Genomic DNA, 22,000 nt, shown 5'->3' on the forward strand with positions numbered 1-22,000 from the left:
GGACGAGCCGGGAAAACGCCGAGAGCCCCGTCCCTTGCGGGGCGGGGCTCTCGAACGAAGCGGTAGTGGAGGGATTTGAACCCCCGATGGGTTGCCCCATACTCGCTTTCGAGGCGAGCTCCTTCGGCCACTCGGACACACTACCGAGATGGATCCTAGCCTAAGGATCGGCATCAAATGAAATCGGTACCGCCGAGCCCCCTCAGCGGTCGCGGAAGAAGTCCGTCAGCTGCCGCGCGCACTCCTGCGCGAGCACGCCGCGGATCACCTCCGGGCGGTGGTTGAGCCTGCGGTCCCGTACGAGGTCCCAGAGCGACCCCGCGGCACCCGCCTTCTCGTCGTCGGCGCCGTAGACGACCCGGGCCACCCGCGACTGCACGAGCGCGCCCGCGCACATCACGCACGGCTCCAGGGTCACCACGAGGGTGCACCCCTGGAGCCGCCATTGCCCGAGCCGGGCGGCCGCCCGGCGCAGCGCCAGCACCTCGGCGTGCGCCGTGGGGTCGCCGGTGGCCTCGCGCTCGTTGTACCCGGTGGCGAGGAGCTCTCCGTCCGGGCCCAGCACGACGGCGCCGACCGGCACGTCGCCGGCCGGCACCGCCCGGGCGGCCTCCTGGAGCGCCAGGCGCATGGAGTCCCGCCACGGGTCCCGTACGGGATCGGGGCCGTGCGTGGGGTGGTGCGTGGTGATCACTAGCGGACGGCCTCCAGCACCTCGGTGGCGCCGAGGGACTCGGCGATCTCCGAGAGGGCGTCCCCGTCGAGGGTCATCAGTTGTTTGTTGCTGACGCCGAGGTCGTCCAGCAGCCGGGGGTCGCCGAGCGGGCCGGCGGGTACCGGTTCCGCGCCGGGCGAGTCCTCCTCGTCCTCGTCGTCGGCACCGGCGAACGCGGCGATCGTGTCCTCCTCGCCGTCCTCGGTGCCGTCCAGGTCCAGTTCGTCGAGTTCGTCGTCCTCCTCGTCGCTGCCCAGCAGCTCGTCGGTCAGCATCGAGCCGTAGGAGCTGCGGGAGGCCGCGGAGGCGTTCGATACGAAGTACCGCGGGTCCTCCTCGCCGTCCACGCGGACGACGCCGAACCAGGCGTCCTCCTGCTCGATGAGGGCGACCACCGTGTCGTCGTCGACAGCGGCGGCACGGGCGAGATCGATCAGATCACTCAGGGACTCGACGTCGTCGAGTTCCATGTCGCTCGCTTCCCACCCGTCTTCGGTGCGCGCGAGCAGTGCGGCGAAATACACCGTGACTCTCCCACTGGTCATAGGCGTGCCGGTTGGAGGTCCCCCCGGCCGGAGGTGGGGAGGGTTGGAACGGCTGTCCTGCTCGCCGTTTCGTGCCCCGCCCAATCGGCATCGTGGCAGAAAGCGCGGCTTTGCGAGAGGTCTTCGGCGCTTGCGTCGTTCCGCGCCGTGCGCTCAGCGGGTTGTACGGGGGCCGCCGCGGCGCGCTGCGGCAGCCTCGCGGCACGCACGGGATCCCGGCCGGCTCCTCGGCGCGGCGCCGCCCGGGCGCCCCGCTCGCGGGCGGGCCCACCCCCCGAACGCCGCCGGGGCCGTGGGCGGTCACCAGCGGAACGTGCGCATGCGCATCTGCTGGCGCATGCGGGCCGCGCGGGCGCGGCGGGGCTGGACGCGGTCGCGCAGCGCCTGCGCCTCCATCAGGTCGCGCAGGAACTGCGCGCGGCGCGCCCTGCGCTGCGCCGCCGTCTCCGGCTGCTGCGGCGTGTCGTTCTCTCGGCTCGGCTGCGTGTCGGGCATCCGCCACCACCCCGGCTGGTCCGGTCGTCCTCCTCCGCCGGCGCGAAGCAGACCCCCCGCACCCCACCTTCCCCCGGATGGGGCGATTGATGCCACCCCTTCGCAGCTCAGAAGGGTTGCTGCGGCGCTACGGGCCGTCCGGCAGCGTCGGGACCACCGCCACCGGGCCGTGCGCGTGGTGGAGCACCGCGTGGGCCACCGAGCCGATCATCAGGGACCCGACGCTGCGCCGCGGGTGGTGGCGGCCCACCACCACCAGGGCCGCCGACCGGGAGGCCGTCACCAGACGCTCCGCCGCGTCGCCCGGTACCGCCGCCTGCTCCACCGGCACCTGCGGCCACCGGGCCCGGAACGGCTCCAGCCGCTCCGTCTGGGAGCGCAGCATCTCCCGCTCCGCCGGCACCGCGTTCCCGTCGTCGGCCAGGCCCTCGGGCGGGATCACCTGGAAGGGGTTGTCCACCATCATGGTCGGCGCCGGCGGGATCGCGTACGCCGAGACCACCTGGACGGTGGTCCCCCGTGCGGCCGCCTCCGCGAAGGCGAAGGCGACCACGTCGTCCGCCGTCTCCGCGGCGTGCAGGCCGAGCACCACGCGCCCGCCGGACGGCCCGGCCCCTGCCCCTGCCCCTGCCTCGGCCTCGGCGCTGCGCGCCGCGTGCGGGACCACCACCACCGGGCACGCCGCCGTCGAGGCCACGGCGCGGCTGTTCGAGCCGAGCAGCAGGGCCGCGAAGCCGCCGCGGCCCCGGGAGCCCATCACCAGCATCCGGGAGTCCTCCCCGGTCATCCGCAGGGCCTCGGGCACGGAGCCCTCCAGCGACTCGTACCGCACCTCGGCCGGCAGTTCGGCGGCCCGGGCGAGGATCGCCTGTACGTCTTCGCCGACGGGGTCGGCGTACTCCTGCGGCTGCGAGGGGTCGGCGAGGGAGGAGCGGCGCGCCGCGTACAGCTGGGCGCTGTCGGGCAGCACGTGCGCGACCACGAGCGCGGTGCCGTGCCGGAGCGCCTCGGTCCGCGCCCATTCCAGCGCTCTGAGGCTGTGCTCGGATCCGTCGACCGCCGCGACCACCGGTGCGTTGCTCATCAGTCCAGCGTGCTGGGCGCCCGGGCGGGTCGCATCCGCAGGGCGTCGGCAGGAGATCGGCAAGACGTCCGCGGGCCGTCCGCAGGGCATCCGGAGCGGATCCGTGGGCGCGGCCGCCGGTTCGGACGCACGGGGGTGCGCGCACCGCGTAGCCTTTTGACCGTGGGTCGCGAAAAAGTGCGGCCGTTTTTGCAGGTCGCAGGTCGAAACCCGGCAGCTGAGCCTTGGAGGATGTTGTGCGTTTGCAGGTCGTCGATCACCCCTTGGTGGCGCACAAACTGACCACCCTGCGCGACAAGCGCACCGACTCCCCCACCTTCCGTCGGCTCGCCGACGAGCTGGTGACCCTCCTCGCGTACGAGGCCACCCGCGACGTGCGCACCGAGCAGGCCGACATCGTCACGCCCGTCGGCCCGACCACCGGCGTGAAGCTCTCGCACCCGCGCCCGCTGGTCGTGCCGATCCTGCGCGCCGGCCTCGGCATGCTGGACGGCATGATGCGGCTGCTGCCGACCGCCGAGGTGGGCTTCATGGGCATGGTCCGCAACGAGGAGACCCTGGAGGCCTCCACGTACGCGACGCGCATGCCGGAGGACCTCTCCGGGCGGCAGGTCTACGTCGTCGACCCGATGCTCGCCACCGGCGGCACGCTCGTCGCGGCGATCCAGGAACTGATCAAGCGCGGCGCCGACGACGTCACCGCCGTGGTGCTGCTGGCGGCGCCCGAGGGCGTCGAGGTCATGGAGCGCGATCTCGCGGGTACCCCGGTGACGGTCGTGACGGCCGCGGTGGACGAGCGGCTCAACGAGCACGGCTACATCGTTCCGGGCCTGGGCGACGCGGGCGACCGCATGTACGGCTCGGCCGAGTAGGACCCCGCCGGCCCGCCGCCGGCACGAAACGGCCGGCCGTCTCTTTCCGAGGCGGCCGGCCGTTTCGCGTTCAGCAGGTCTTGGCGGGTGCGGGCTGCGGGTTGGCCAGCAGGTACAGCTCCTTGTCCGCGGCCTCCTTCGGACTGAGGTCCTTGAAGGCGTCGCCGAGGATCAGGTCGATGTCCGCGCCCTCGCGGGCGTCGGTCTGCAGCGTGTCGCCTTCGAGCTGGGTGCCCAGTACGGAGAAGGCGGCCTTGTCGGTCTTGGGCGAGCCGAGCAGTATCCCGGTCCCGGGGACCTTCTTGTCGAAGTCGGCGGGTGCGTTGCCGACCTTGCCGACCGTGAAGCCGCGCTTCTTCAGCTCGTCGCCGACCGCCTTGGCCAGCCCGGCGCGCGGGGTCGCGTTGTAGACGTTGACCGTGATCTCGCCGGGCTGTGGCAGGGACACGGCCGGCTTGGCGGCGGCGGGGCTGGCGGCCGCCGCGGCGCCCGCCCTGGGCTTCGGGGTGGCGCAGTCCTTGCCCGCGGCGCTCTGGTGTTTACCGGTGCCGCCCTCGCCGCGGAACACGTTCATGAGCTGCACGGATCCGTAGCCGAGCAGGGCCAGACCGAGGACTGCTCCGAGCACGGTGAAGACGATGCGGCGGCGGCGCCGCGGTCGCCTCATGCGGGGGTAGGCCGCTCCCGTGACGCGGTACTTTCCGCCCATGCCGGGGGGAGTGAGCATGCTCATGGGCGCAGCGTAATACCGCCCGCCGGTGATGCCCACCAAATGATCTGTTGATAGGGCAAGACCGACCCGAAAGGCGCAATTCTGGCGAACCGGAAACCCAAGCGGCGCCCGGGAAGGAGCGTTTCTCGGGCTCGGCTACGGCGTGTTCCGGCTCAGTAGTCCATTTCGAGTACGCGCGCGTGCAGCACCTGGCGCTGCTGCAGGGCCGCGCGCACGGCGCGGTGCAGCCCGTCCTCCAGGTACAGGTCGCCCTGCCACTTCACGACGTGGGCGAAGAGGTCCCCGTAGAACGTCGAGTCCTCGGCGAGCAGCGTTTCGAGGTCCAGCTGCCCCTTGGTCGTCACCAACTGGTCGAGCCGGACCGGGCGCGGGGCGACATCCGCCCACTGCCGGGTGGTTTCCCTGCCGTGGTCGGGGTACGGCCGCCCGTTTCCGATGCGCTTGAAGATCACACGGAAAGCCTACCGGGCCGGTGCCTGCGGGCGCAGCCTTGCCAAGCCGGTGCAAAAGTGGCAGGCAGGGCTATTTCGGGAGTGATGTATGAGCGAGAGCACCGACCCCGCGTCCCCGGCGGACCAGATCGCCGCCGGGTACGCCTTCACCGGACCCGCGCTCGAACTGGGTGCCCTGCTCTGGGACGGCGCCTGCCTGCCGGAGCGGCAGATCCGCATCCCGCTGTCGATGCTCAACCGCCACGGCCTGGTCGCGGGCGCCACCGGCACCGGCAAGACGAAGACCCTCCAGCTCATCGCCGAGCAGCTGTCGGCGGGCGGCGTCCCGGTGTTCCTCGCCGACATCAAGGGGGACGTCTCCGGGATTTCGGTGCCGGGCACGGCCAACGAGAAGACCGGGGAACGGGCGAAGGAAGTCGCCCAGCAGTGGGAGGCGACCGGATTCCCGAGCGAGTTCTATTCGCTGGGCGGGATCGGACCGGGCATTCCGGTACGGGCCACCGTGACGGCTTTCGGCCCGGTGCTCATGTCGAAGGTGCTCCAGCTCAACCAGACCCAGGAGCAGTCGCTCGGCCTGATCTTCCATTACGCCGACGCCAAGGGACTGGAGCTGATCGACCTCAAGGACCTGCGGGCGGTCGTCGCCTTCCTCACCTCCGACCAGGGGAAAGCCGAGCTCAAGGGCATCGGCGGGCTGTCCACGGTGACGGCGGGGGTGATCCTGCGCGCCCTGACCGCCTTCGAACAGCAGGGCGCCTCAGAGTTCTTCGGCGAGCCGGAATTCGATACCGGCGAATTCCTGCGGACGGCCGCCGACGGGCGCGGGCTGGTCTCCGTACTGGAACTCCCGGCGGTCCAGGACAAGCCGCAGCTCTTCTCCACCTTCCTGATGTGGCTGCTGGCCGACCTCTACGGCGACCTGCCGGAAGTCGGGGACCTGGAGCGGCCGAAGCTCGTCTTCTTCTTCGACGAGGCCCACCTGTTGTTCAACGGCGCCTCGAAGGCGTTCCTGGAGTCCATCACCCAGACCGTGCGGCTGATCCGCTCGAAGGGCATCGGCGTCTTCTTCGTGACGCAGACCCCCAAGGACGTGCCGGCGGACGTGCTCGCGCAGCTCGGCAACCGGGTGCAGCACGCGCTGCGCGCCTTCACCCCGGACGACGCGAAGGCGCTGAAGGCCACCGTGAAGACCTTCCCCAACTCCGCGTACGACCTGGAGGAGCTGCTGACCCAGCTCGGGACGGGCGAGGCGGTGATCACCGTACTCAGCGAGAAGGGCGCCCCGACCCCGGTGGCGGCCACCCGGCTGCGCGCCCCGCAGTCGCTGATGGGCCCGATCGACGCGGCCGCCCTCGACGCGGCGGTGAAGTCCTCGCTCCTCTACGCGCGGTACGCGCAGCCCGTCGACCGCGAGTCGGCGTACGAGAAGATCAGCGCCGAGCAGGCTGCGGCCGAGGCGGCGGCGGAGGCGGCCGCAGCCGCGGCGGAAGCCGAGAAGCAGGCCGACAAGCAGGCCAAGGAGGCCGCGAAGGCGGCGCGCAGCAACCCGAAGCCCGATCCGTCGCTCGCCCAGCAGGTGGTGGGGAGCGGGCTGTTCCGCTCGCTGGCCCGGTCGGTCGGGACCCAGTTGGGGCGGGAGATCTCGCGGTCGCTCTTCGGGACGGCGAAGCGGCGCAGATGAGGGCCGGGGCCGTCTCCGGCGTGCTGCCCGCCCGGCGTACGTGACGGATTCCGGCGGCCGGATCCGCCGCCGGGGTGCCGCCGGGGGCTTCGGCGCTGACAGACTTCGCCCCATGCGGACCGAACTCACGGACACCACGTCCAGCAAGATCGACCGGGCCCTGCTCGACGCCCGCCGGGCCATCGGCAGTCCCACGATGGGCCTGGTGCTGACGCTCGTCATCGCCACCGACGAGGAGAACGCGTACGACGCCGTCCGCGCGGCCTCGGAGGCCTCCCGCGAACACCCCTGCCGCATCATCGTGGTGATCAAGCGCACCTCGCGCGGCTCGCACAAGCTCCGCCCGACCCGGCTCGACGCCGAGCTGCGGGTCGGATCGGACGCCGGGACCGGGGAGATCGTGCTGCTGCGGCTGCACGGTGCGCTCACCGGGCAGGCGGGCTCCGTGGTCCTCCCGCTGCTGGTGCCGGACGCGCCGGTGGTGGTGTGGTGGCCGGCCGACGCCCCCGCCGACCCGGCGCGCGATCCCCTCGGCGCGCTCGCGCAGCGCCGGATCACGGACGCGGAGGCCGTTGCCGACCCGGTGGCGGTACTGGACCGGCAGGCCGCCGCGTACGCCCCCGGGGACACCGACCTCGCCTGGACCCGGCTGACGCCGTGGCGGGCGCTGCTGGCCGCCGCGATGGACCAGAAGCCGCTGCCGGTGACGGGCGCGGCGGTGGAGAGCGAGGCCGACAACCCGAGCGCCGAGCTGCTGGCGCGCTGGCTGGGGGACCGGCTCGGGGTGCCGGTGGAGCGGGTCACCACGGACGGGCCCGTGATCACCCGGGTCCGGCTGGCGACCGCGGCGGGCGAGATCACGGTGGACCGCCCGGACGGGGCGCTGGCCACGCTGATGCTGCCGGGCAGCCCCGACCGCAAGGTGGCCCTGAAGATCCGCAGCAAGGCCGAGCTGATCTCGGAGGAGCTGCGCCGCCTCGACGCGGACGAGGTCTACGCGTCGGCGCTCCGCAAGCCTCCGGCCCCGGCCCCGGCTTCGGGCGTGGCCACGACCTAGGCGTCCTTCTCCGCCTTGGCGGCCTTGGCGGCGGCCTTCATCTCCTGTTTGTGCGCCCGCACCTTGGCCAGGGACTCCGGCCCGGTGATGTCCGCCGCCGAGCGGTAGACGTTCGCCGGGCCGTAGCCGCCGGCCGCCTCGCGCCACCCTTTGGGCCGTACGCCGAGCTGCTTGCCCAGCAGCGCCAGGAAGATCTGGGCCTTCTGCTCGCCGAACCCGGGCAGTTCCCTGAGCCGCTTCAGCAGCTCGTCCCCGGTCCGTACGTCCCGCCAGACGGCCTCCGCGTCCCCGTCGTAGTGCTCCACCAGGTACGCGCACAGCTGCTGTACCCGCTTGGCCATCGACCCGGGGTAGCGGTGCACGGCCGGCTTCTCGGAGAGCAGCGCGGCGAAGGCCTCGGGGTCCTGGGCGGCGATGGCGTGCGCGTCCAGATCGTCGGCCCCCATCCGGCGGGCGATCGTGTACGGGCCCGAGAACGCCCACTCCATCGGCACCTGCTGGTCGAGCAGCATGCCGACGAGCGCGGCGAGCGGGCTGCGGCCGAGGAGCTCGTCGGCCTCCGGCTGCTGGGCCAGCCGCATCGTGATGTCCATGGATCCAGCCTCCCGCGCGGCCGCCTTCCCCGCGCGGTCGGCGCACCGCGGCCCTAGCGTGAGAACCGCGCAAAAGCGACCCATGACACAAACCACGACACAAACCACGACACACGTACGAGGACACAGGAGTCGATCGATCATGGCTGAGTTCCCGGAAGGCGCTCCGTGCTGGGTGGACGCGATGTTCAAGGACGTGGAGGGCGCCAAGACCTTCTACTCCGACGTGCTGGGCTGGACCTTCGGTGAGTCGTCCAGCGAGTACGGCAACTACACGCAGGCCTACTCCGACGGCAAGGCGGTGGCGGCCGTCGTCCCGCCGATGCCGGGCGGCGAGGCCCCGTCGCAGTGGTGTCTGTACTTCGCCTCGCCCGACGCGTCGGCCACCGCAGAGAAGATCAAGTCGGCCGGCGGCGAGCTGATGATGGAGCCGATGCAGGTCGGCACCTTCGGCACGATGGCGATCGCCAAGGAGCCGAGCGGCGCGGTCTTCGGCGTCTGGCAGCCGGGCGAGCACAAGGGCTTCGAGAAGATCGGCGAGCCGGGCGCCTACGCCTGGGCGGAGGTCTTCACCCGCGACCCGGCCAAGGCGGACGGCTTCCTCTCGAAGGTCTTCCCGTACTCCGCCCAGAAGATGGAGCCCGGCGAGGACCCGGAGGCGGCGGGGATGGACTTCAAGATCTTCAGCGTCGGCGGCAGCGGGAACCCGGTCCTCGGCCGGATGAGCATGGGCGACGAGTTCCCGCCCGAGATCCCCCCGTACATCCAGGTCTACTTCTCGGTCCCGGACTGCGACGAGGCCGTGGCCAAGGCCAAGAAGCACGGCGGCAAGCTCCACTTCGGCCCGATGGACAGCCCCTTCGGCCGCTTCGCGGCGGTGACGGACCAGCAGGGCGCGGCGTTCGCCGTCATCGACATGTCGAAGACGACGGGCGAGATGCCGAAGATGTCGGACGCGTAGCCGACCCCTCCGGGCGGGGCGGGGCCACCCGACGGGCGGCCCCGCCCACCTACGTCGTCAATACGGGGGTGCAGCCCTTGCAGGTGCCGGGGGTCGGGGCGCGGAAGGCGCGGTCGCATTTCTCGCAGGTCTGGAAGGGGTCCGGCGGGACGAATGCCGGGCCGCGCCGGATGGGGGCCAGGAAGGGCGGGAGCTGGGTCCTGAGGCGGTGGGCGATCAGGCCCGCCGGGTTGCGGGGGCGGTCCGGGAGGTTCGCCGCCAAGGCGCTGGTCACCGCGGGGTGGTCGGCCCCGCGCTCCAGCCAGGCCTCGACGCCGCCCGCGAGGCGTTGGACGTCCCGGGCGCCGAGGAGCAGGCGCGGATCGACCCGGCGGAGCTCCGCCAGGATCTCCTCGGCCAGCTGCCGACGGGCCGGGTTGTCGGGGTTGCGGGGCGCCGGGAGGGCCGCCGGGGGCTGCTGCGGCGGCGGTGCCGGGTCGGGCGCGGGGGCGGGAGCGGGTTCGGGCTCCGGGGCAGGTTCCGGTTCCGGGGCGGGTTCCGGCTTCCGCTCAGGGTTCCGCTCGGGGTTCCGCTCGGGGTTCCGCACGGGTGGGGTGACGGCCTTCGGCTCGTTGTAGAACACCGTACGGGTGACGATCCGCCCGTCCGGGAGCTTCTCCGGGAGCCGCCTGAGGTACCCGTACGCCTCCAGCTCGCGCAGCGCCTTGGCGATCGCGCTCTCCCCGAGGGGCAGCTGCCTGGCCAGGGCTTTCACGCCGACCGGGGTGCCCGGGGGCACCGACTGGATGTACGTACCGAGGGCCCGCGCCTGCATCGACAGGTGGGGATGCCGGATCAGGTCGTTGCTCACGACGGTGAAATTGCGGGTCTGCCGGACGTTGGCGTGTTGAACGCCGTACGCGCCGCGTGAGGGCGCGTTAGAGTGCTGGAAAGCCATCGGGAAGTTGGATCCTTCTCGTGGTCAGGCCCTCGTCGGGATTGCGAGTCCCGGCGGGGGCCGTCCTGTGCCTGGAAGTTGTCGCGGCGAGCATATGCCGGGCAACCGGCATGAAATCCAGCTGAGTTGGGACAGTTCACCCGTGTGAGTGAGTGGCGCTCCGGGGAGGCTGGAGAGGCAGGGCTGGAGTTCTTTCTCTTGGTTCTTGCAAAAGAAAAGCGTCGTGGCGCGCCGGGTCGCGCCCGGCCGCTACCCGGCGGCGCGAGCGGCCCGCACGTATGTCCACGACTTTGTCCAAAGCTGTCGAGACTGCCTCAACGGGAGTGACGGGTAAGGCGCGTTGAGGAGGTGGGTGCGCATGGGCGTGGACAGTGACGGTACGGAAGAACACAGCTGGTCCGTGGACCCCGAGGACGAACAGGGCGCGGCGGTGGTGGCGGCGCTCGGCCGTCAGATGCGGGCGCGGCGCGAGGCGATGGGGCTGCGGGTCGCCGACCTGGCGGCGGAGATCACGTACGGCGAGGCCCTGATCTACAAGGTCGAGGGCGGCAAGCGGATCGCCAAGCCGGAGTACTTGGACAAGCTGGACGACGCGCTGAGGGCCGGCGGCCTGGTCCGGGCCATGGCGGAGGATCTCTCCCGGGTCCGGTACCCGAAGAAGGTCCGGGACCTCGCACAGATGGAAGAGAAGGCCGTCGAGATCGGCGTGTACAGCGTGCATGCCGTTCATGGCCTGCTGCAGACCCCGGAGTGGGCGCGCGCCATGTTCGAGATGCGGCAGCCGGCGTACTCGCGAGCCGAGGTCGAACGGTTCCTGGCCGCACGCATGGCGCGCCGGTCGATCTTCGATCGCGATCCCGCTCCGGCGCTCAGTTTCGTCCAGGAAGAGGCCACGCTGCGCCGTCGCATCGGGGGCACAATGGTCTGGCGGCAGCAGCTCGAACACCTGCTGGAAGTCGTCCAGTTGCGGAACCTTGCGTTTCAGGTGATGCCGATGGACTGTGAGGTCCACGCGGGGATGGACGGCGGGATCGAAATGCTGAAGTTCGGGGACGGCTCGGCGGTAGGGCGCTCTGAAGGCGCGTTCTACGGGCGGCCCGTGTCCGACGCCAAGCGGTTCCGGATCCTTGAACTGCGGTATGGAATGATCCGGGCTCAGGCTCTCCCGCCACGGGAGTCGCGGGCCTTTGTCGAGCATTTGCTGGGAGAGACATGATCCACGAATTGGCCTGGTCCAAGAGCAGCTACAGCAGCAGCAGCGACATCAACGACTGCGTCGAGGTGGCGTGGGTCAAGAGCAGCTATAGCAGCGGGTCCGAGGGCGACTCCTGCGTCGAGGTGGCCGCCTGCCCCGAGGCCGTGCGCGTCCGGGACTCCAAGGTCCTCGACGGGCCCCAGCTCGCGCTCGCGCCGCAGGCCTGGGCCGGGTTCGTTTCGTACGCGCGCCAGGGCTAGGGCTTTCGCCCCGGGGGTATTCGGAGGATCGTGGGGAGTGAACCTTCGCCATACCAGGAGGCGCGTCATGCGCAAGGTCATGGACTGTAGGGAGTACCCCAGCGAGATCGGATGCACCCTGACGATCACGGGTGAGGAAGACGAAGTCATGGGGGCGGCCGTCCAGCACGGCGTCGCCGTGCACGGTGAAGAGGACACTCAGGAGTTCCGCGACGCGCTGCGCGGCATGCTGAAGCCCGAGGTGCCCCAGCACGCCTGAACGCAGGAATCAGGAATACCGCAGAGGCGAGCCGCCCGGGTGGTTCCGGCTGGCGGATGCGATGGGTCGAATGCGGGCCGGGCAAGGGGTGATTACGGTCGATCTTGTGCGGTTCCCCCGGATCGTGCGAGGTCACTACCGAAGAGGTCGAGCAACCCCATGAGCCTGAGCATCCGCAACCAGATCGCCGGTACCGTCACCGCCGTCACCACCGGGGAGGCCATGGCCACGGTCAAGGTCCGTCTGGAAGGCGGCCAGGACATCATCGCGGCCATCACCACCGACGCCGTGAAGGACCTCGGCATCGCCGAGGGGTCCTCGGTCAAGGCGCTCGTCAAGGCGACCGAGGTCGCGCTGGCCACCGGCGCCGTCGACGGCATCAGCATCCGCAACCAGCTGGCCGGCACCGTCTCCGACGTCGCCACCGGTGGCGCCATGGCCTCCGTCAAGGTGGACGTGAACGGCGGCGGGCTGACCGCCGCGATCACCAAGGACGCCGTCGAGGCGCTCGGCCTGGCCGCCGGGTCCTCCGTCGTCGCGCTGATCAAGTCCACCGAGATCTCGCTCGCCACCGCCTGAGCCGAGGCCTGAACCGAAAGACGCGGCCTAGAGCCCGAGGTTCGGCGGCGACAGCGAGCCGAACCACACGTGCGTGACCGCGCTGACGTAGCGCGCCCCGCACCGGTCCGACGGGACCACCAGCTGCGCGCCCGCCTCGTCGAGGTCCTCCCCGTCGAGGCGGGTCGCCAGCAGCACCGGGCTGTCGCCGAAGTCCGCGTCGAGTTCGGCCCAGGACAGGACGGTGTGGTGCCCGTCCCCGCCGCTGACCGCCAGCAGGAAGCGGCTGCGGTCCTTGCGCCGGCGCGCGTCGAAGGACGGCCCGGCGCCCGCGACCACGTCACGCAGCAGGGCGCCTTCGAACACATGGTGCTGCGGACCGTTCGTCGCGCAGTCGAACGTGACCTCGGCCCGGTGCTGTACCCAGTCCCGCAGGTCCGCGACGCTCAGGGTCGCCGGGTGGTCCAGATCTCCGTGCAGCATGAGTTTGGCCATGTGCGGATTGTGCCCGGGGCCCGTCATTCCGGAACCTCATCTGCAAGGTTGATGGCTTGATACAACCAGCAGATGTGGCTTCATCGTGTGTTCTGCCCTTGCAGGTCCTGCAACCTCTGGTTCACCTTCCGCCAGACGACGTCGCGTGTCACCGGCAGCTCCGTGAACCGCACGCCGGTCGCGTCCCGCAGCGCGTTCGCGAACGCCGGGGCCACCGGGTTGAAGGGGCTCTCGCTCATCGACTTCGCGCCCAGCGGGCCGATCGCGTCCGAGGTCTCCATGAAGTGCACCTCCGTACGCGGGACGTCCGCGTACTGCGGGAGCCGGTAGCGGCGGAACGCCGCCGTGGTCACCTCCCCGCGCTCGTCCACCCGTACGGTCTCGAACAGCGTCGCGCCCAGCGCCTGGGCCACGCCGCCCTCCACCTGGCCGCGGCACTGCATCGGGTTCATGACCTTGCCGGCGTCGGCCGCGTGGACGGACCGGAGGATCTTCATCTCTCCCGTGCCGGGGTCCACGGCGAGGCGGAACCACTGCGCGTTGAAGGCGACCGAGCGCGGTGAGCCGCCCCAGTGGCCGTCCGCGGCCATCTCGTCGAGCTTGCCCTTGTCGTACGCGGCCTCGTACAGCTCCTTGAGCGTGACGGTCCGGCCCGCGCAGTCGAAGGACTCGGCCGACAGCTTGCACAGGTGCCGGGCCACGCCCGTGTGCCGGGCCGCGAAGGTCTGGAGCCGCTCCGCGAGCGAATTGGCCGCCAGCATCACCGCCTTGCCCGCCACCACCGTGCCGGCCGAGCCGAACGCGCCGGTGTCGTGGCGGACCACGTCCGTGTCGGACTGGCGGACCGCGATCCGGTCCACCGTCGTGTTCAGCGCGCCCGCGGTGATCTGCTTGTGGACGGTGGTCGTGCCGTTGCCGAACTCGGCCGTGCCGACGGCGATGTCGTACGTGCCGTCGCGCAGCAGGCTGACCCGGGCGTCGGCGAAGTGGCCGCCCGGCGGGCCGGTCGCGATCATGGCGACGGCCGATCCGGTGCCGGTGAGCCAGCCCTCCGGCACGTCCTCGTGGCTGCGGTCCTCGGCGATGGCCTTGCGTACGACGTCCATGCACTGCTTCATCCCGTACGAGGCGATGAACAGGTCCTCCTCGTGGCCGATCGGGGTCACCATGTGGTCGCCGGCGCCGATGACGTTCTTCTCGCGCAGGACGAGCGGGTCCATGCCGAGCTTGACGGCGAGCTCGTCCATCACCGATTCGAGGGCGAACAGGACCTGGCCCAGGCCGTAGCCGCGGAAGGCGCCCGCCGGTACGCCGTTGGTGTAGACCGAGTACGCCTCCACCTCCTTGTTCGGCGCCTTGTAGACGGCGAAGGACTCGCCGACGCTGTGGAACATGACCGCCGGGCCGTGGTTGCCGTAGGCACCGGTGTTGGAGAGCACGCGGATGCGCAGCGCGGTGAGGGTGCCGTCGGCCTTGGCGCCGATCTTGATGGTGATCTTGAAGGGGTGGCGGGTGGTGGCGCCGTAGAACTGCTCGGCCCGGGTGAATTCGAGCTTCACCGGGCGCCGCAGCTTCAGGGCGGCGAGGACCACGATGTCCTCGGTCAGCATCTCCTGCTTGCCGCCGAACCCGCCGCCCACGCGGCCCGCGACGACGCGGACCTCGTCCTCGCCCAGGTCGTACAGGGCGCACAGCGCCCGCCGGGTCAGGAACGGGGCCTGGGTGGAGGAGCGGACGGTGATCCGCTCGCCGTCGCCCTCCTCCTTGGGTTCGAAGTACGCGACGCTGCCGTGGGTCTCCAGGCTGGCGTGCTGCACGCGCTGGGTCTGAAAGGTCTCCTCGTGGACGACGTCCGCCTCCGCGTACCCCTTCTCCATGTCGCCGATCGTGCCGTGCACCTCGCCGCACACGTTGTTCTCGGCGCGGAAGATCCCCGACTCGGGGCCCTTGGGGTGGAGGACGGGGGCGCCCGGAAGCATCGCCTCCTCCGGGTCGATCACGTACGGGAGCTCCTCGTACGTGACGACCACGCGGCGGCAGCCCTCCTCGGCGGCCTGCTCGCTGTCGGCGACGACGGCCGCCACGCGCTGGCCGACGAAGCGGACCACGTCGTCCAGGACGCGGGTGTCCATCGGGTCCTCGGTCGGGTGCTCGTGGCGGGCGGACGAGTACAGCCGGTCGGGGGCGTCGTGGTGGGTGAGGACGGCGTGCACCCCCGGGACCTGGAGGGCGTCGCGGGTGTCGATGTCGACGATGCGGGCGTGCGGGTGCGGGGAGCGCAGCAGTTTCATGTGGAGCAGCCCGGGCACCTCGACGTCGAAGGTGTAGCGGGCGGTTCCGGTGACGACGAGGGGCCCTGCCGGGGCGCCGAGGCTCCTGCCGACGGCTTCACCCTGTTCCGGGGTTTCGGTGTGCTTCACCCCGCGTACGGCGTCCTCGATGGCGCGGTAGCCCGTACAGCGGCAGATGTTGCCCTTGAAGGCGCGCGGGAGGTCCTCCAGCTTGCCGTCGTCGTGGTCGGTGCCCTGCTCGGCCTGGAGGGCGGCGGTGGTCATCAGGAATCCGGCCGTGCAGAACCCGCACTGGAAGCCCTGGGCGTCGAGGAACTGCTGCTGCGCCGGGTGGAGTTCGCCGCCCGGCTTGGCGAGGCCCTCGACCGTGGTCACGCGGCGGCCCTCGGCGCGGACGGCCGGGTAGAGGCAGCTGTGCACCGGCTGCCCGTCGACGTGCACGGTGCAGGCCCCGCAGTCGCCCTGGTCGCAGCCCTTCTTCACGCCGAACCAGCCGCGCTCGCGCAGGTAGGTGCGCAGGCACTGGCCGGCGCGGGGCTCGGCGTCGAAGCGCTCCTTGTTGATCTCGATCTCGTAGCTCATCGGGAAACCTCCTCCTCCGGCTCCAGCGACGCCGACGTGAGTTCGCGGCGGATCTCCTCGGCCAGGCGCAGGGCCATGTGGCGCCGCCAGTCGGGCAGTCCGTGGATGTCGTCGAACCACTCGTCCGGCCGGACGGCGGTGTCGATCGCCTCGCGCAGCTCGGCGGCGGCCGGCGGCAGCGCGAACCAGAAGCGGAAGGGGCGGGTGGTGGCGGCGGTGACCGTGAGGGCGAAGGAGCCGTCCTGGGGGTCGCGGGTGCCGATGACGAGGGCGCCGGAGCGGCCGAGCCCGTAGAGGGAGGCCTGCCGGAAGGCCGTACGGCAGGTCAGCGAGCGGGCCGGGACGCGCACGGAGCGCAGCAGCTCGCCCTCGCGCAGATCCTTGACCCCGGCGCCGCGGATGAAGTCGGCGACGGGCATGCGGCGGGTGGCGCCGTCCTGGCCCTGGAGGAGGACGGTGGCGTCGAGGCCGGCGGCCAGGGAGATGACCGGGCCGGCCGGGAGACCGTTGCAGAGGTTCCCGCCGACGGTGGCCATGTTCCAGATCTTGAAGCTGGCGAGGAAGGCCCGGCAGCACTGCTCGATCAGCGGCGCGGCGGTCGCCGGCAGGGAGCGGCCGAACCGGGACAGCTCGGTGATGGTGCAGGTCGCGGCGATGTCGAGGGCGCCGTCGGGCTGCCAGGACAGGGGCGGCCAGCCCATGCGCGAGAGGTCGACCAGGCGGCGGACGTGGGGCTGGGGCTCGGAGAAGAGGTACGTGCCGCCGCCGAGCCAGGCGTCGCCGGGGCGCCAGGGTTCGCGGCGGCGTGCGTCGCGCACGTCGAGCACGGTGTTGAGATCCAAGGTGGGCCACCCCCTCCACTCGGGACACCCGGGAAACCGAGCGTTTCCAGTCAGTGAAGCAACGGGGGCGTGGCCGGGACGACTGTGGCCGAGCACGGAAACCGCTGGACTTCGGACGGTTCGCCCTGGAGGATCAACCAAGAGGCTGACTACGCTCTTGCCCTTGCATTTACGATGGTGTTTCTCGTATTCGCCTCGCGAATGTGGGTTGCAGCCCACCGCAAGGAGCCCCGCATGCACGTCCTCGACCTGCTTCAGTCCGACAACCTCGGCCTCACCCTGCTCTGGGGCGAGGACGCCCTTCTCGGCCAGGAGGTCAGCGGGGTCACCGCCACCGACCTGGAGGACCCGCGCCGCTTCCTGGGCCCCGGCGAGCTCGTGCTCAGCGGCCTGGTGTGGTGGACCGACGGCGACCTGGTGAAGGCGGATCGATTCGTCTCCGCGCTCGCCGAGGCCGGGGCCACCGCCCTCCTCGCCGGCGAGGAGACCCACGGCCGGGTCCCCGACGAACTGGTGGCCGCCTGTCGCGCCCACCGCGTGCCGCTCGTGGCCGTGCCCGCGCAGACCAGCTTCCGCGCCGTCACCGAGGCGGTCTACCTGCGCCAGTGGGGCGACCTGAGCCGCCGGCCGAACCGGCTCTTCGCGCTCCCCGAGAACGTGCGCGCCGAGCTCAGCCGCCTCCTCGAAGGCGGCGCCGGACCGGCCGAACTGCTGGACCGGGCCTGCGCGCACCTGGGCAAGGTCGCCTGCTACCTGCTGACCGCGAGCGGCCGCACTGTCGCCCGCACCCCCTCCGCGCCCGCGATCCCGGCCCAGCGGGCGGGCGGTGGCGCGCTGCGCGAGGGGCTCTCGCTGCGCATCGAGTCCGAGAGCACCCCGTACGACGCCTGGCTGCTGCACGTGCCGGACGCGGACGCCGCGCCCCCGCGCGTGCTCCACGAGATCGCCGAGGTCTTCGCCCAGTACCGCGACGGCCGGGCCCGGCGCGCCGACGCGGTGCGGGCCGCCGGCCGGGAGCTGGCCGTACTCCTGGAGGCGGAGGGGCCGGCCGCGGACCCCGGAGCCCTGGAGGAGGCGCTGGCCGCGGCCGGACTCCCGGCGGGAGGCCCGTACCGGGTGCTCGCGGCGACGGACGGCGACGCCCTGGCCGAGGCGCTGGCCCACCTGGAGGGCGTCCCGTACGCGGTGGGGCGCTCGGTCGCGGTCCTGTACGAGGGCCAGGACGCGGCGGTCGACGTCCCGGGCCGGCTCCGCACGGTCTGGCCGCTGATCCGGGCGTGCGGCGGCCCGGAGGCCGATCTGCGGCTCGGCGCGGGTGCGCGGGCTCCGGGCGCCGAGGCGCTACGCGCGTCGATGCACCAGGCCCGCTTCGCCCTGACGGCGACGGACGAGACCGCTCCGGTCCGCGCGGTGGAACAACTGGACACCCTGTCGGCCCTGTTGTCGGGGGTCCCGCAGGAGGTCCGGTCGGTCTACGCGGCGCGGACGCTCGGGGCGCTCGGGGACGGGATGCTGCGCGAGACGCTGGAGGTGTTCCTGGCCAACAACTGCTCCTGGACGCGCACGGCGGAGGCCCTGCACCTGCACGTCAACACGGTGCACTACCGGATCGAGCGGGTGGAATCCCTGACGGGCCGTGACCTGTCCCGCCTGGACCACAAACTGGACCTCTACGCGGCGCTGCGCTGCGCGTAGCGGTCGCGGTCGCGGTCGCGGTCGCGGTGGCGGTCGCGGTCGCGGTCCCGGTCCCGGTCGCGGTCCGGCCGCGGTCCCGGTTCCGGTTTTCGGTCCTGGTCTCAGGCTGACGGCAGGTCGACGTAGACCTCGGTGGACTTCACCCGGGCGGTGACGCACACCCCGACCGCGATCCCGAGCTCCTCGACCGACTCCCGCGTCACCACGGACACCACCCGGTGCGGGCCCGACTGGATCTCCACCTGGGCGGCCACTTCGTCGAGCCGCACCGCGGTGACGATCCCGACGAAGGAGTTCCGTACGGAGGTGGCCGTCCCGTTGCCCGCGGGCGGCTGCGGCCGCGGCTCACCGGCCCGCGCCTTGGCGAAGGCGGCGAGCGTCGCCCCGTCGAAGGAGCGCGCCCCGTCGGCCGCGCGGCGCACGGGCAGCCGCCCCCCGTCGGCCCAGCGGCGGACGGTTTCGGCGCTCACGCCCAGCAGCCCGGCGGCCTGCCCGATGGAGTACGACGACACGCCCGCACCCTACCGCTGCCCGGCGGCCTGGGCCTTGGCCTGGACGGCGGCGACGTAGCGGACGGTGAAGAGCATCGGGACGACGAACCCGGCGGCCTGGACGAGCGTGGCGGGCGTCGAGTGGCCGTGGCCGGCGTGGGCGAGGGCCGCGAGCGCGCCGGCGGTGACCGCGAAGGCCGCGGTCCACACGGCGGTGATGACGACGTTGGTCCGGATGAACGGCCGCAGCCCCCAGACCTCGCGCGGGGTGGTGCGCTTCGCGATGCCCAGGGTGAACGGCCTGCCCACGAGCAGCGAACCCCCGGCGATGAGGGCCAGGGTGGCCGAGGAGAGGGCCGCCGAGTAGTCGTGCACGTCCGAGTGCGGGTCGGCGAAGGCGATGACCGTCAGGACCGCGAAGAAGACCGCCGAGCCGATTTCGATGATCAGCGCGTCGAACCCGGCCCCGGCCAGGCGCTGCTGGACGGTCACCGCGACGGCCGCCACGAGCCCGGCGAGCGCGCCCCACTGCCACTGGGCGGACGGGAACAGCGCGAAGACGATCCACGGAAGGAAGGTGCGTACGTACGACATCGGAAACCCCCGGCTTGGCTGCTGACGTTCCTGTTCTGACATGTCGAAAGTAGATGGTCCAGTACTGACATGTCAATGATGGAATGTAGGGTGAGGGGCATGAGCCTTCGACACGCCCTCCTCGGACTCCTGTCAGAGCGCCCGGCCAGCGGTTACGACCTGCTCAAGCGCTTCGAAACCTCGCTGGCCAACGTCTGGCCTGCCACCCAGAGCCAGATGTACACAGAGCTGGCCAAGCTCGCCGACGCCGGAATGATCAGCGTCTCGGCGGAAGGCCCGCGCGGGCGCAAGGAGTACACCCTCACCGACGAGGGCCTGGCCGAACTGCGCCACTGGCTGACGGAGACCAAGCCGCAGCGCAACACCCGCAGCGACATCCTGCTGAGGGTCTTCTTCCTCGGCGTGCTCACCCCCGAGCAGGCGCGGGGCTACCTGACCGGGCTGGCGGAGCTGTCGGAGCAGGAGTACGAGGACCTGCGCCGGCTCGACGCGTCCATCGACTGGGGCGACGACACCCTGTCGGTCCACGGCAAGATCGCCCTGGAGTACGGCCTGCGCTTCAACGCCATGCGCCGCGAGTGGGCGCAGTGGGCGGCCGACCAGATCGGCTAGGCCGCGTCGGGCTGGGCCGGGTCGGGCTGGGCCGGGTCGGGCTGGGCCGCGGTCGGCTGGAGCGCGTCCCGCCGGGCCGCGTCCGGCCGGTCAGAGCGCGGCGCCGTCCACCCGCTCCCCGTTCCACGCACGGAGCTTCTCCGGATTGCGGACCGCCCAGATGTGCGTGATGCGGTCGGCGCCGAGGTGGAACGCCGCCACGGTCACGGTGGTGCCGGCGTACTGGGCCACCAGGCCCGGCCGGCCGTTGACCGTCCGCTCCAGGAGCGTCAGCCCGGGAGCCTTGGCGGCCATGTGGATCAGGTACTGGGCGATGCGCTCGCCGCCCTCGACCGGGCGGAGCGCGGCGCCGACGAGCCCGCCGCCGTCTGCGGCCATCGTGGCGCCGGGGTCGAGGAAGCCGACGAGGGCCTTGATGTCCCGGGCCTCCCACGCCTCCTTGAAACGCCGCACCAGGACGGCCTGCCCGGCCGTCGTGGCCGTCGTCGCGGGGGCCTGTGCGGCGCGAACGCGTCGGCGGGCGGAGGCCGCCAGCTGCCGGCAGGCGGCCGGTGACCGGGCGACGATCCCGGCGATCTCGGCGAAGGGGTACCGGAAGACGTCGTGCAGGACGAACGCCACGCGTTCGGCCGGTGTCATCGACTCCAGCACGACGAGGAAGGCCATGTTCACCGACTCGTCCATGGCGACCCGGTCGGCGGGGTCGGCCGGCCCGTCGCTCCACTCCGTACGGCCGGGCAGCGGCTCCGGTATCCACGCGCCGACGTAGCGCTCGCGGCGGACCCGCGCGGAGCCGAGCAGATCCAGACAGATGCGGCCGGCCACCGTCGTCAGCCAGGCCCCCGGCGACTCGACGGCCTCCCGCTGTCGCGGCGACATCGCGTACCAGCGGGCGTAGGCCTCCTGCACGGCGTCCTCGGCCTCGGTCAGCGAACCGAGCAGCCGGTAGGCGATGGCGATCAGATGGCGCCGCTCGCCGAAGATCGCGCGCGGATCCGGCTCGGAGGTGCTCACGGCAGCGACCGCTCCCCGTTCCTCTCGTTCGCCTCACATTTCGCGGGCCCACGTCGTCGGACTGTCGAGACAGTACCGAGCCACCGCCGCGAGGCAGAAGAGGGGACCGACCATGGCCACCCGGACGACCACACACCGGCCGACCGCAGACCGGCCGACCGCAGACCGGCCGACCGCAGACCGGCCGACCGCAGACCGGCCGACCGCAGACCGGCCGACCGCAGAGCGCATCCGCACCTTCCTGCGGGTCGCGATCGCCCTGCAGACCCTGGCCATCTTCTTCCAGGCGGCCACCGCCGGACTGCTGCTGTCCACGTCCTACGGCGAGACGCTGCACGGCGTCGGAGCACGTGTGATGTACGGCGCATCGATGCTCTACGTGCTCGCCGCGATCCTGGCCTGGCGCCCGGGCGGCGGAACTCCCCGCCCGATCCTGTACTCGTCCGGCTTCCTGGTCCTCGCCTCGGTGCAGGTGGTGGTGGGCGTCGCGCGCATACCGTCGCTCCATGTACCCCTGGGCGTCCTGATGTTCGGCCTGAGCCTGCTCGCACTGGGCCAGGCGCTCTCCGCCGCCCGCCGCCCGCAACACCCGGGGCGGCGGCTCTGACCGTCCCTTCCGGTGGGCGTCCGGCGGAAACCGGGACGGGGAACGTCGCCCTATGCGCGTTGCTCACCTCAGTCCCCGAGCTGAGCGATTGGAAATCGCCAATCACAGGGCGCGGCCTATCGGGTCGGCCGTCGGCTGGTCTCCTGCTGCCCTCGGCCGGTCAGGACGAGGCCCCTGTCACTCCAGGATCTGGACAGCTCCCGCCCGTAATTGCTGATGGAGGGCGTGCCGGAATCGCGGCATCCTCGGGCCTTGGTCGTATCTGGTCTGAACTGCTGATTGCCCTGTGACTACGTCGGCAGGAGCAGTCAAGATACGGCACCTGGGGCAGAGCAACGGGTGATCGGTATCCGTGCAGGGTGGTGATCGGCCATGATCGG

General features: G+C 71.8%; 25 protein-coding genes and 1 tRNA gene. 11 read left to right on the plus strand and 15 right to left on the minus strand.

Annotation, left to right across the window (positions count from 1 at the left end; all coding sequences use genetic code 11):
• Positions 1-60: 60 nt before the first annotated feature.
• The 5 genes from ADK52_RS27175 to ADK52_RS27195 form a co-directional block, all read right to left on the minus strand.
• A tRNA-Ser gene (locus tag ADK52_RS27175) sits at positions 61-145 on the minus strand.
• 57 nt (positions 146-202) lie between these two features.
• A complete protein-coding gene (gene tadA, locus ADK52_RS27180; protein ID WP_053692497.1) occupies positions 203-631 on the minus strand; it encodes a tRNA adenosine(34) deaminase TadA in 429 nt (142 codons plus the stop codon).
• Positions 632-693: 62 nt separating this feature from the next.
• Positions 694-1,239 (minus strand): hypothetical protein, encoded by a 546-nt coding sequence (locus ADK52_RS27185; RefSeq protein WP_053692471.1) that lies wholly within the window; start codon positions 1,237-1,239, stop codon positions 694-696.
• A 321-nt stretch (positions 1,240-1,560) separates the two neighbouring features.
• A complete protein-coding gene (locus ADK52_RS27190; protein WP_053692472.1) occupies positions 1,561-1,755 on the minus strand; it encodes a hypothetical protein in 195 nt (64 codons plus the stop codon).
• Positions 1,756-1,882: 127 nt separating this feature from the next.
• Positions 1,883-2,839, minus strand: coding sequence for a universal stress protein (locus ADK52_RS27195; protein WP_063783950.1), 957 nt, complete (start codon positions 2,837-2,839; stop codon positions 1,883-1,885).
• Positions 2,840-3,075: 236 nt separating this feature from the next.
• Between ADK52_RS27195 and upp the strand changes: the two genes are divergently transcribed.
• Positions 3,076-3,711, plus strand: a complete 636-nt coding sequence (gene upp / locus ADK52_RS27200) for a uracil phosphoribosyltransferase (protein ID WP_030160225.1) — start codon at positions 3,076-3,078, stop codon at positions 3,709-3,711.
• Positions 3,712-3,781: 70 nt separating this feature from the next.
• On the opposite strand, the gene ADK52_RS27205 is transcribed toward upp, so the two are convergent.
• Together ADK52_RS27205 and ADK52_RS27210 are read right to left on the minus strand one after the other, a co-directional pair.
• Positions 3,782-4,444, minus strand: coding sequence for a LytR C-terminal domain-containing protein (locus ADK52_RS27205; RefSeq protein WP_078988634.1), 663 nt, complete (start codon positions 4,442-4,444; stop codon positions 3,782-3,784).
• A gap of 152 nt (positions 4,445-4,596) precedes the next feature.
• Positions 4,597-4,896, minus strand: coding sequence for a type II toxin-antitoxin system VapB family antitoxin (locus tag ADK52_RS27210; RefSeq protein WP_030160221.1), 300 nt, complete (start codon positions 4,894-4,896; stop codon positions 4,597-4,599).
• An 88-nt stretch (positions 4,897-4,984) separates the two neighbouring features.
• On the opposite strand from ADK52_RS27210, the gene ADK52_RS27215 reads away from it, so the two are divergent.
• Together ADK52_RS27215 and opcA are read left to right on the plus strand one after the other, a co-directional pair.
• Positions 4,985-6,577, plus strand: a complete 1,593-nt coding sequence (locus ADK52_RS27215) for a helicase HerA-like domain-containing protein (RefSeq protein WP_053692474.1) — start codon at positions 4,985-4,987, stop codon at positions 6,575-6,577.
• A 112-nt stretch (positions 6,578-6,689) separates the two neighbouring features.
• Positions 6,690-7,634 carry a glucose-6-phosphate dehydrogenase assembly protein OpcA gene (opcA, locus tag ADK52_RS27220; protein ID WP_053692475.1) on the plus strand — a complete coding sequence of 315 codons (945 nt, stop codon included), beginning with the start codon at positions 6,690-6,692 and terminating at the stop codon, positions 7,632-7,634.
• On the opposite strand, the gene ADK52_RS27225 is transcribed toward opcA, so the two are convergent.
• The gene (locus ADK52_RS27225) at positions 7,631-8,227 is read right to left on the minus strand and encodes an HhH-GPD-type base excision DNA repair protein (RefSeq protein ID WP_053692476.1); all 597 of its coding nucleotides are present in this window, start codon (positions 8,225-8,227) and stop codon (positions 7,631-7,633) included. The genes opcA and ADK52_RS27225 overlap by 4 nt on opposite strands.
• Positions 8,228-8,369: 142 nt before the next feature.
• Here ADK52_RS27225 and ADK52_RS27230 point away from each other — a divergent pair, with 142 nt between their 5' ends.
• Entirely contained in the window at positions 8,370-9,188 is an 819-nt protein-coding gene (locus ADK52_RS27230) for a VOC family protein (RefSeq protein WP_053692477.1), read from the plus strand.
• Positions 9,189-9,237: 49 nt separating this feature from the next.
• On the opposite strand, the gene ADK52_RS27235 is transcribed toward ADK52_RS27230, so the two are convergent.
• Entirely contained in the window at positions 9,238-10,125 is an 888-nt protein-coding gene (locus tag ADK52_RS27235) for a hypothetical protein (protein WP_053692478.1), read from the minus strand.
• Positions 10,126-10,483: 358 nt separating this feature from the next.
• Here ADK52_RS27235 and ADK52_RS27240 point away from each other — a divergent pair, with 358 nt between their 5' ends.
• The 4 genes from ADK52_RS27240 (at position 10,484) to ADK52_RS27255 (ending at position 12,418) form a co-directional block, all read left to right on the plus strand.
• Complete coding sequence (locus ADK52_RS27240) at positions 10,484-11,341, plus strand: helix-turn-helix domain-containing protein (RefSeq protein WP_053692479.1); 858 nt, start codon at positions 10,484-10,486, stop codon at positions 11,339-11,341.
• The gene (locus ADK52_RS27245) at positions 11,338-11,580 is read left to right on the plus strand and encodes a DUF397 domain-containing protein (protein ID WP_053692480.1); all 243 of its coding nucleotides are present in this window, start codon (positions 11,338-11,340) and stop codon (positions 11,578-11,580) included. Before ADK52_RS27240 ends, ADK52_RS27245 begins: the two co-directional genes overlap by 4 nt.
• A 67-nt stretch (positions 11,581-11,647) precedes the next feature.
• Positions 11,648-11,839, plus strand: coding sequence for a DUF1059 domain-containing protein (locus ADK52_RS27250; RefSeq protein WP_030160209.1), 192 nt, complete (start codon positions 11,648-11,650; stop codon positions 11,837-11,839).
• A gap of 159 nt (positions 11,840-11,998) precedes the next feature.
• Positions 11,999-12,418, plus strand: a complete 420-nt coding sequence (locus ADK52_RS27255) for a TOBE domain-containing protein (RefSeq protein WP_053692481.1) — start codon at positions 11,999-12,001, stop codon at positions 12,416-12,418.
• Between the two features lie 27 nt (positions 12,419-12,445).
• Here ADK52_RS27255 and ADK52_RS27260 read toward each other — a convergent pair whose 3' ends face one another.
• The 3 genes from ADK52_RS27260 to ADK52_RS27270 form a co-directional block, all read right to left on the minus strand.
• Positions 12,446-12,892 (minus strand): molybdopterin-dependent oxidoreductase, encoded by a 447-nt coding sequence (locus ADK52_RS27260; RefSeq protein WP_234318312.1) that lies wholly within the window; start codon positions 12,890-12,892, stop codon positions 12,446-12,448.
• Positions 12,893-12,972: 80 nt separating this feature from the next.
• Positions 12,973-15,765 carry a molybdopterin-dependent oxidoreductase gene (locus ADK52_RS27265; RefSeq protein ID WP_053692483.1) on the minus strand — a complete coding sequence of 931 codons (2,793 nt, stop codon included), beginning with the start codon at positions 15,763-15,765 and terminating at the stop codon, positions 12,973-12,975.
• On the minus strand, positions 15,762-16,607 hold the full coding sequence (locus ADK52_RS27270; protein WP_053692484.1) for an FAD binding domain-containing protein: 846 nt from the start codon (positions 16,605-16,607) through the stop codon (positions 15,762-15,764). Before ADK52_RS27270 ends, ADK52_RS27265 begins: the two co-directional genes overlap by 4 nt.
• 234 nt (positions 16,608-16,841) lie before the next feature.
• Between ADK52_RS27270 and ADK52_RS27275 the strand changes: the two genes are divergently transcribed.
• Positions 16,842-18,302, plus strand: coding sequence for a PucR family transcriptional regulator (locus ADK52_RS27275; protein WP_053692485.1), 1,461 nt, complete (start codon positions 16,842-16,844; stop codon positions 18,300-18,302).
• 101 nt (positions 18,303-18,403) lie between these two features.
• Here the strand turns inward: ADK52_RS27275 and ADK52_RS27280 are convergent, their stop codons facing one another.
• Positions 18,404-18,814 carry a TOBE domain-containing protein gene (locus ADK52_RS27280; RefSeq protein ID WP_053692486.1) on the minus strand — a complete coding sequence of 137 codons (411 nt, stop codon included), beginning with the start codon at positions 18,812-18,814 and terminating at the stop codon, positions 18,404-18,406.
• Positions 18,815-18,823: 9 nt separating this feature from the next.
• Positions 18,824-19,387 (minus strand): hypothetical protein, encoded by a 564-nt coding sequence (locus ADK52_RS27285; protein ID WP_053692487.1) that lies wholly within the window; start codon positions 19,385-19,387, stop codon positions 18,824-18,826.
• Between the two features lie 99 nt (positions 19,388-19,486).
• Between ADK52_RS27285 and ADK52_RS27290 the strand changes: the two genes are divergently transcribed.
• Complete coding sequence (locus ADK52_RS27290; protein ID WP_053692488.1) at positions 19,487-19,999, plus strand: PadR family transcriptional regulator; 513 nt, start codon at positions 19,487-19,489, stop codon at positions 19,997-19,999.
• Positions 20,000-20,089: 90 nt separating this feature from the next.
• On the opposite strand, the gene sigJ is transcribed toward ADK52_RS27290, so the two are convergent.
• Entirely contained in the window at positions 20,090-21,013 is a 924-nt protein-coding gene (sigJ, locus tag ADK52_RS27295) for an RNA polymerase sigma factor SigJ (protein WP_053692489.1), read from the minus strand.
• A gap of 229 nt (positions 21,014-21,242) precedes the next feature.
• On the opposite strand from sigJ, the gene ADK52_RS27300 reads away from it, so the two are divergent.
• Complete coding sequence (locus ADK52_RS27300; RefSeq protein ID WP_053692499.1) at positions 21,243-21,620, plus strand: hypothetical protein; 378 nt, start codon at positions 21,243-21,245, stop codon at positions 21,618-21,620.
• The last annotated feature ends 380 nt before the right edge of the window (positions 21,621-22,000 follow it).

The organism is Streptomyces sp. WM6372, assembly GCF_001279655.1.
Taxonomy (GTDB): domain Bacteria; phylum Actinomycetota; class Actinomycetes; order Streptomycetales; family Streptomycetaceae; genus Streptomyces.

What these genes read in the sequence shown, in the direction of transcription:
- tadA (WP_053692497.1), bottom strand. Translation starts at nt 631, where the DNA reads ATGCGCCTGGCGCTCCAGGAGGCCGCCCGGGCGGTGCCGGCCGGCGAC.
- ADK52_RS27190 (WP_053692472.1), bottom strand. Translation starts at nt 1,755, where the DNA reads ATGCCCGACACGCAGCCGAGCCGAGAGAACGACACGCCGCAGCAGCCG.
- ADK52_RS27195 (WP_063783950.1), bottom strand. Translation starts at nt 2,839, where the DNA reads ATGAGCAACGCACCGGTGGTCGCGGCGGTCGACGGATCCGAGCACAGC.
- ADK52_RS27205 (WP_078988634.1), bottom strand. Translation starts at nt 4,444, where the DNA reads ATGAGCATGCTCACTCCCCCCGGCATGGGCGGAAAGTACCGCGTCACG.
- ADK52_RS27215 (WP_053692474.1), top strand. Translation starts at nt 4,985, where the DNA reads ATGAGCGAGAGCACCGACCCCGCGTCCCCGGCGGACCAGATCGCCGCC.
- opcA (WP_053692475.1), top strand. Translation starts at nt 6,690, where the DNA reads ATGCGGACCGAACTCACGGACACCACGTCCAGCAAGATCGACCGGGCC.
- ADK52_RS27225 (WP_053692476.1), bottom strand. Translation starts at nt 8,227, where the DNA reads ATGGACATCACGATGCGGCTGGCCCAGCAGCCGGAGGCCGACGAGCTC.
- ADK52_RS27230 (WP_053692477.1), top strand. Translation starts at nt 8,370, where the DNA reads ATGGCTGAGTTCCCGGAAGGCGCTCCGTGCTGGGTGGACGCGATGTTC.
- ADK52_RS27235 (WP_053692478.1), bottom strand. Translation starts at nt 10,125, where the DNA reads ATGGCTTTCCAGCACTCTAACGCGCCCTCACGCGGCGCGTACGGCGTT.
- ADK52_RS27240 (WP_053692479.1), top strand. Translation starts at nt 10,484, where the DNA reads ATGGGCGTGGACAGTGACGGTACGGAAGAACACAGCTGGTCCGTGGAC.
- ADK52_RS27245 (WP_053692480.1), top strand. Translation starts at nt 11,338, where the DNA reads ATGATCCACGAATTGGCCTGGTCCAAGAGCAGCTACAGCAGCAGCAGC.
- ADK52_RS27250 (WP_030160209.1), top strand. Translation starts at nt 11,648, where the DNA reads ATGCGCAAGGTCATGGACTGTAGGGAGTACCCCAGCGAGATCGGATGC.
- ADK52_RS27255 (WP_053692481.1), top strand. Translation starts at nt 11,999, where the DNA reads ATGAGCCTGAGCATCCGCAACCAGATCGCCGGTACCGTCACCGCCGTC.
- ADK52_RS27260 (WP_234318312.1), bottom strand. Translation starts at nt 12,892, where the DNA reads ATGGCCAAACTCATGCTGCACGGAGATCTGGACCACCCGGCGACCCTG.
- ADK52_RS27265 (WP_053692483.1), bottom strand. Translation starts at nt 15,765, where the DNA reads ATGAGCTACGAGATCGAGATCAACAAGGAGCGCTTCGACGCCGAGCCC.
- ADK52_RS27275 (WP_053692485.1), top strand. Translation starts at nt 16,842, where the DNA reads ATGCACGTCCTCGACCTGCTTCAGTCCGACAACCTCGGCCTCACCCTG.
- ADK52_RS27285 (WP_053692487.1), bottom strand. Translation starts at nt 19,387, where the DNA reads ATGTCGTACGTACGCACCTTCCTTCCGTGGATCGTCTTCGCGCTGTTC.
- ADK52_RS27290 (WP_053692488.1), top strand. Translation starts at nt 19,487, where the DNA reads ATGAGCCTTCGACACGCCCTCCTCGGACTCCTGTCAGAGCGCCCGGCC.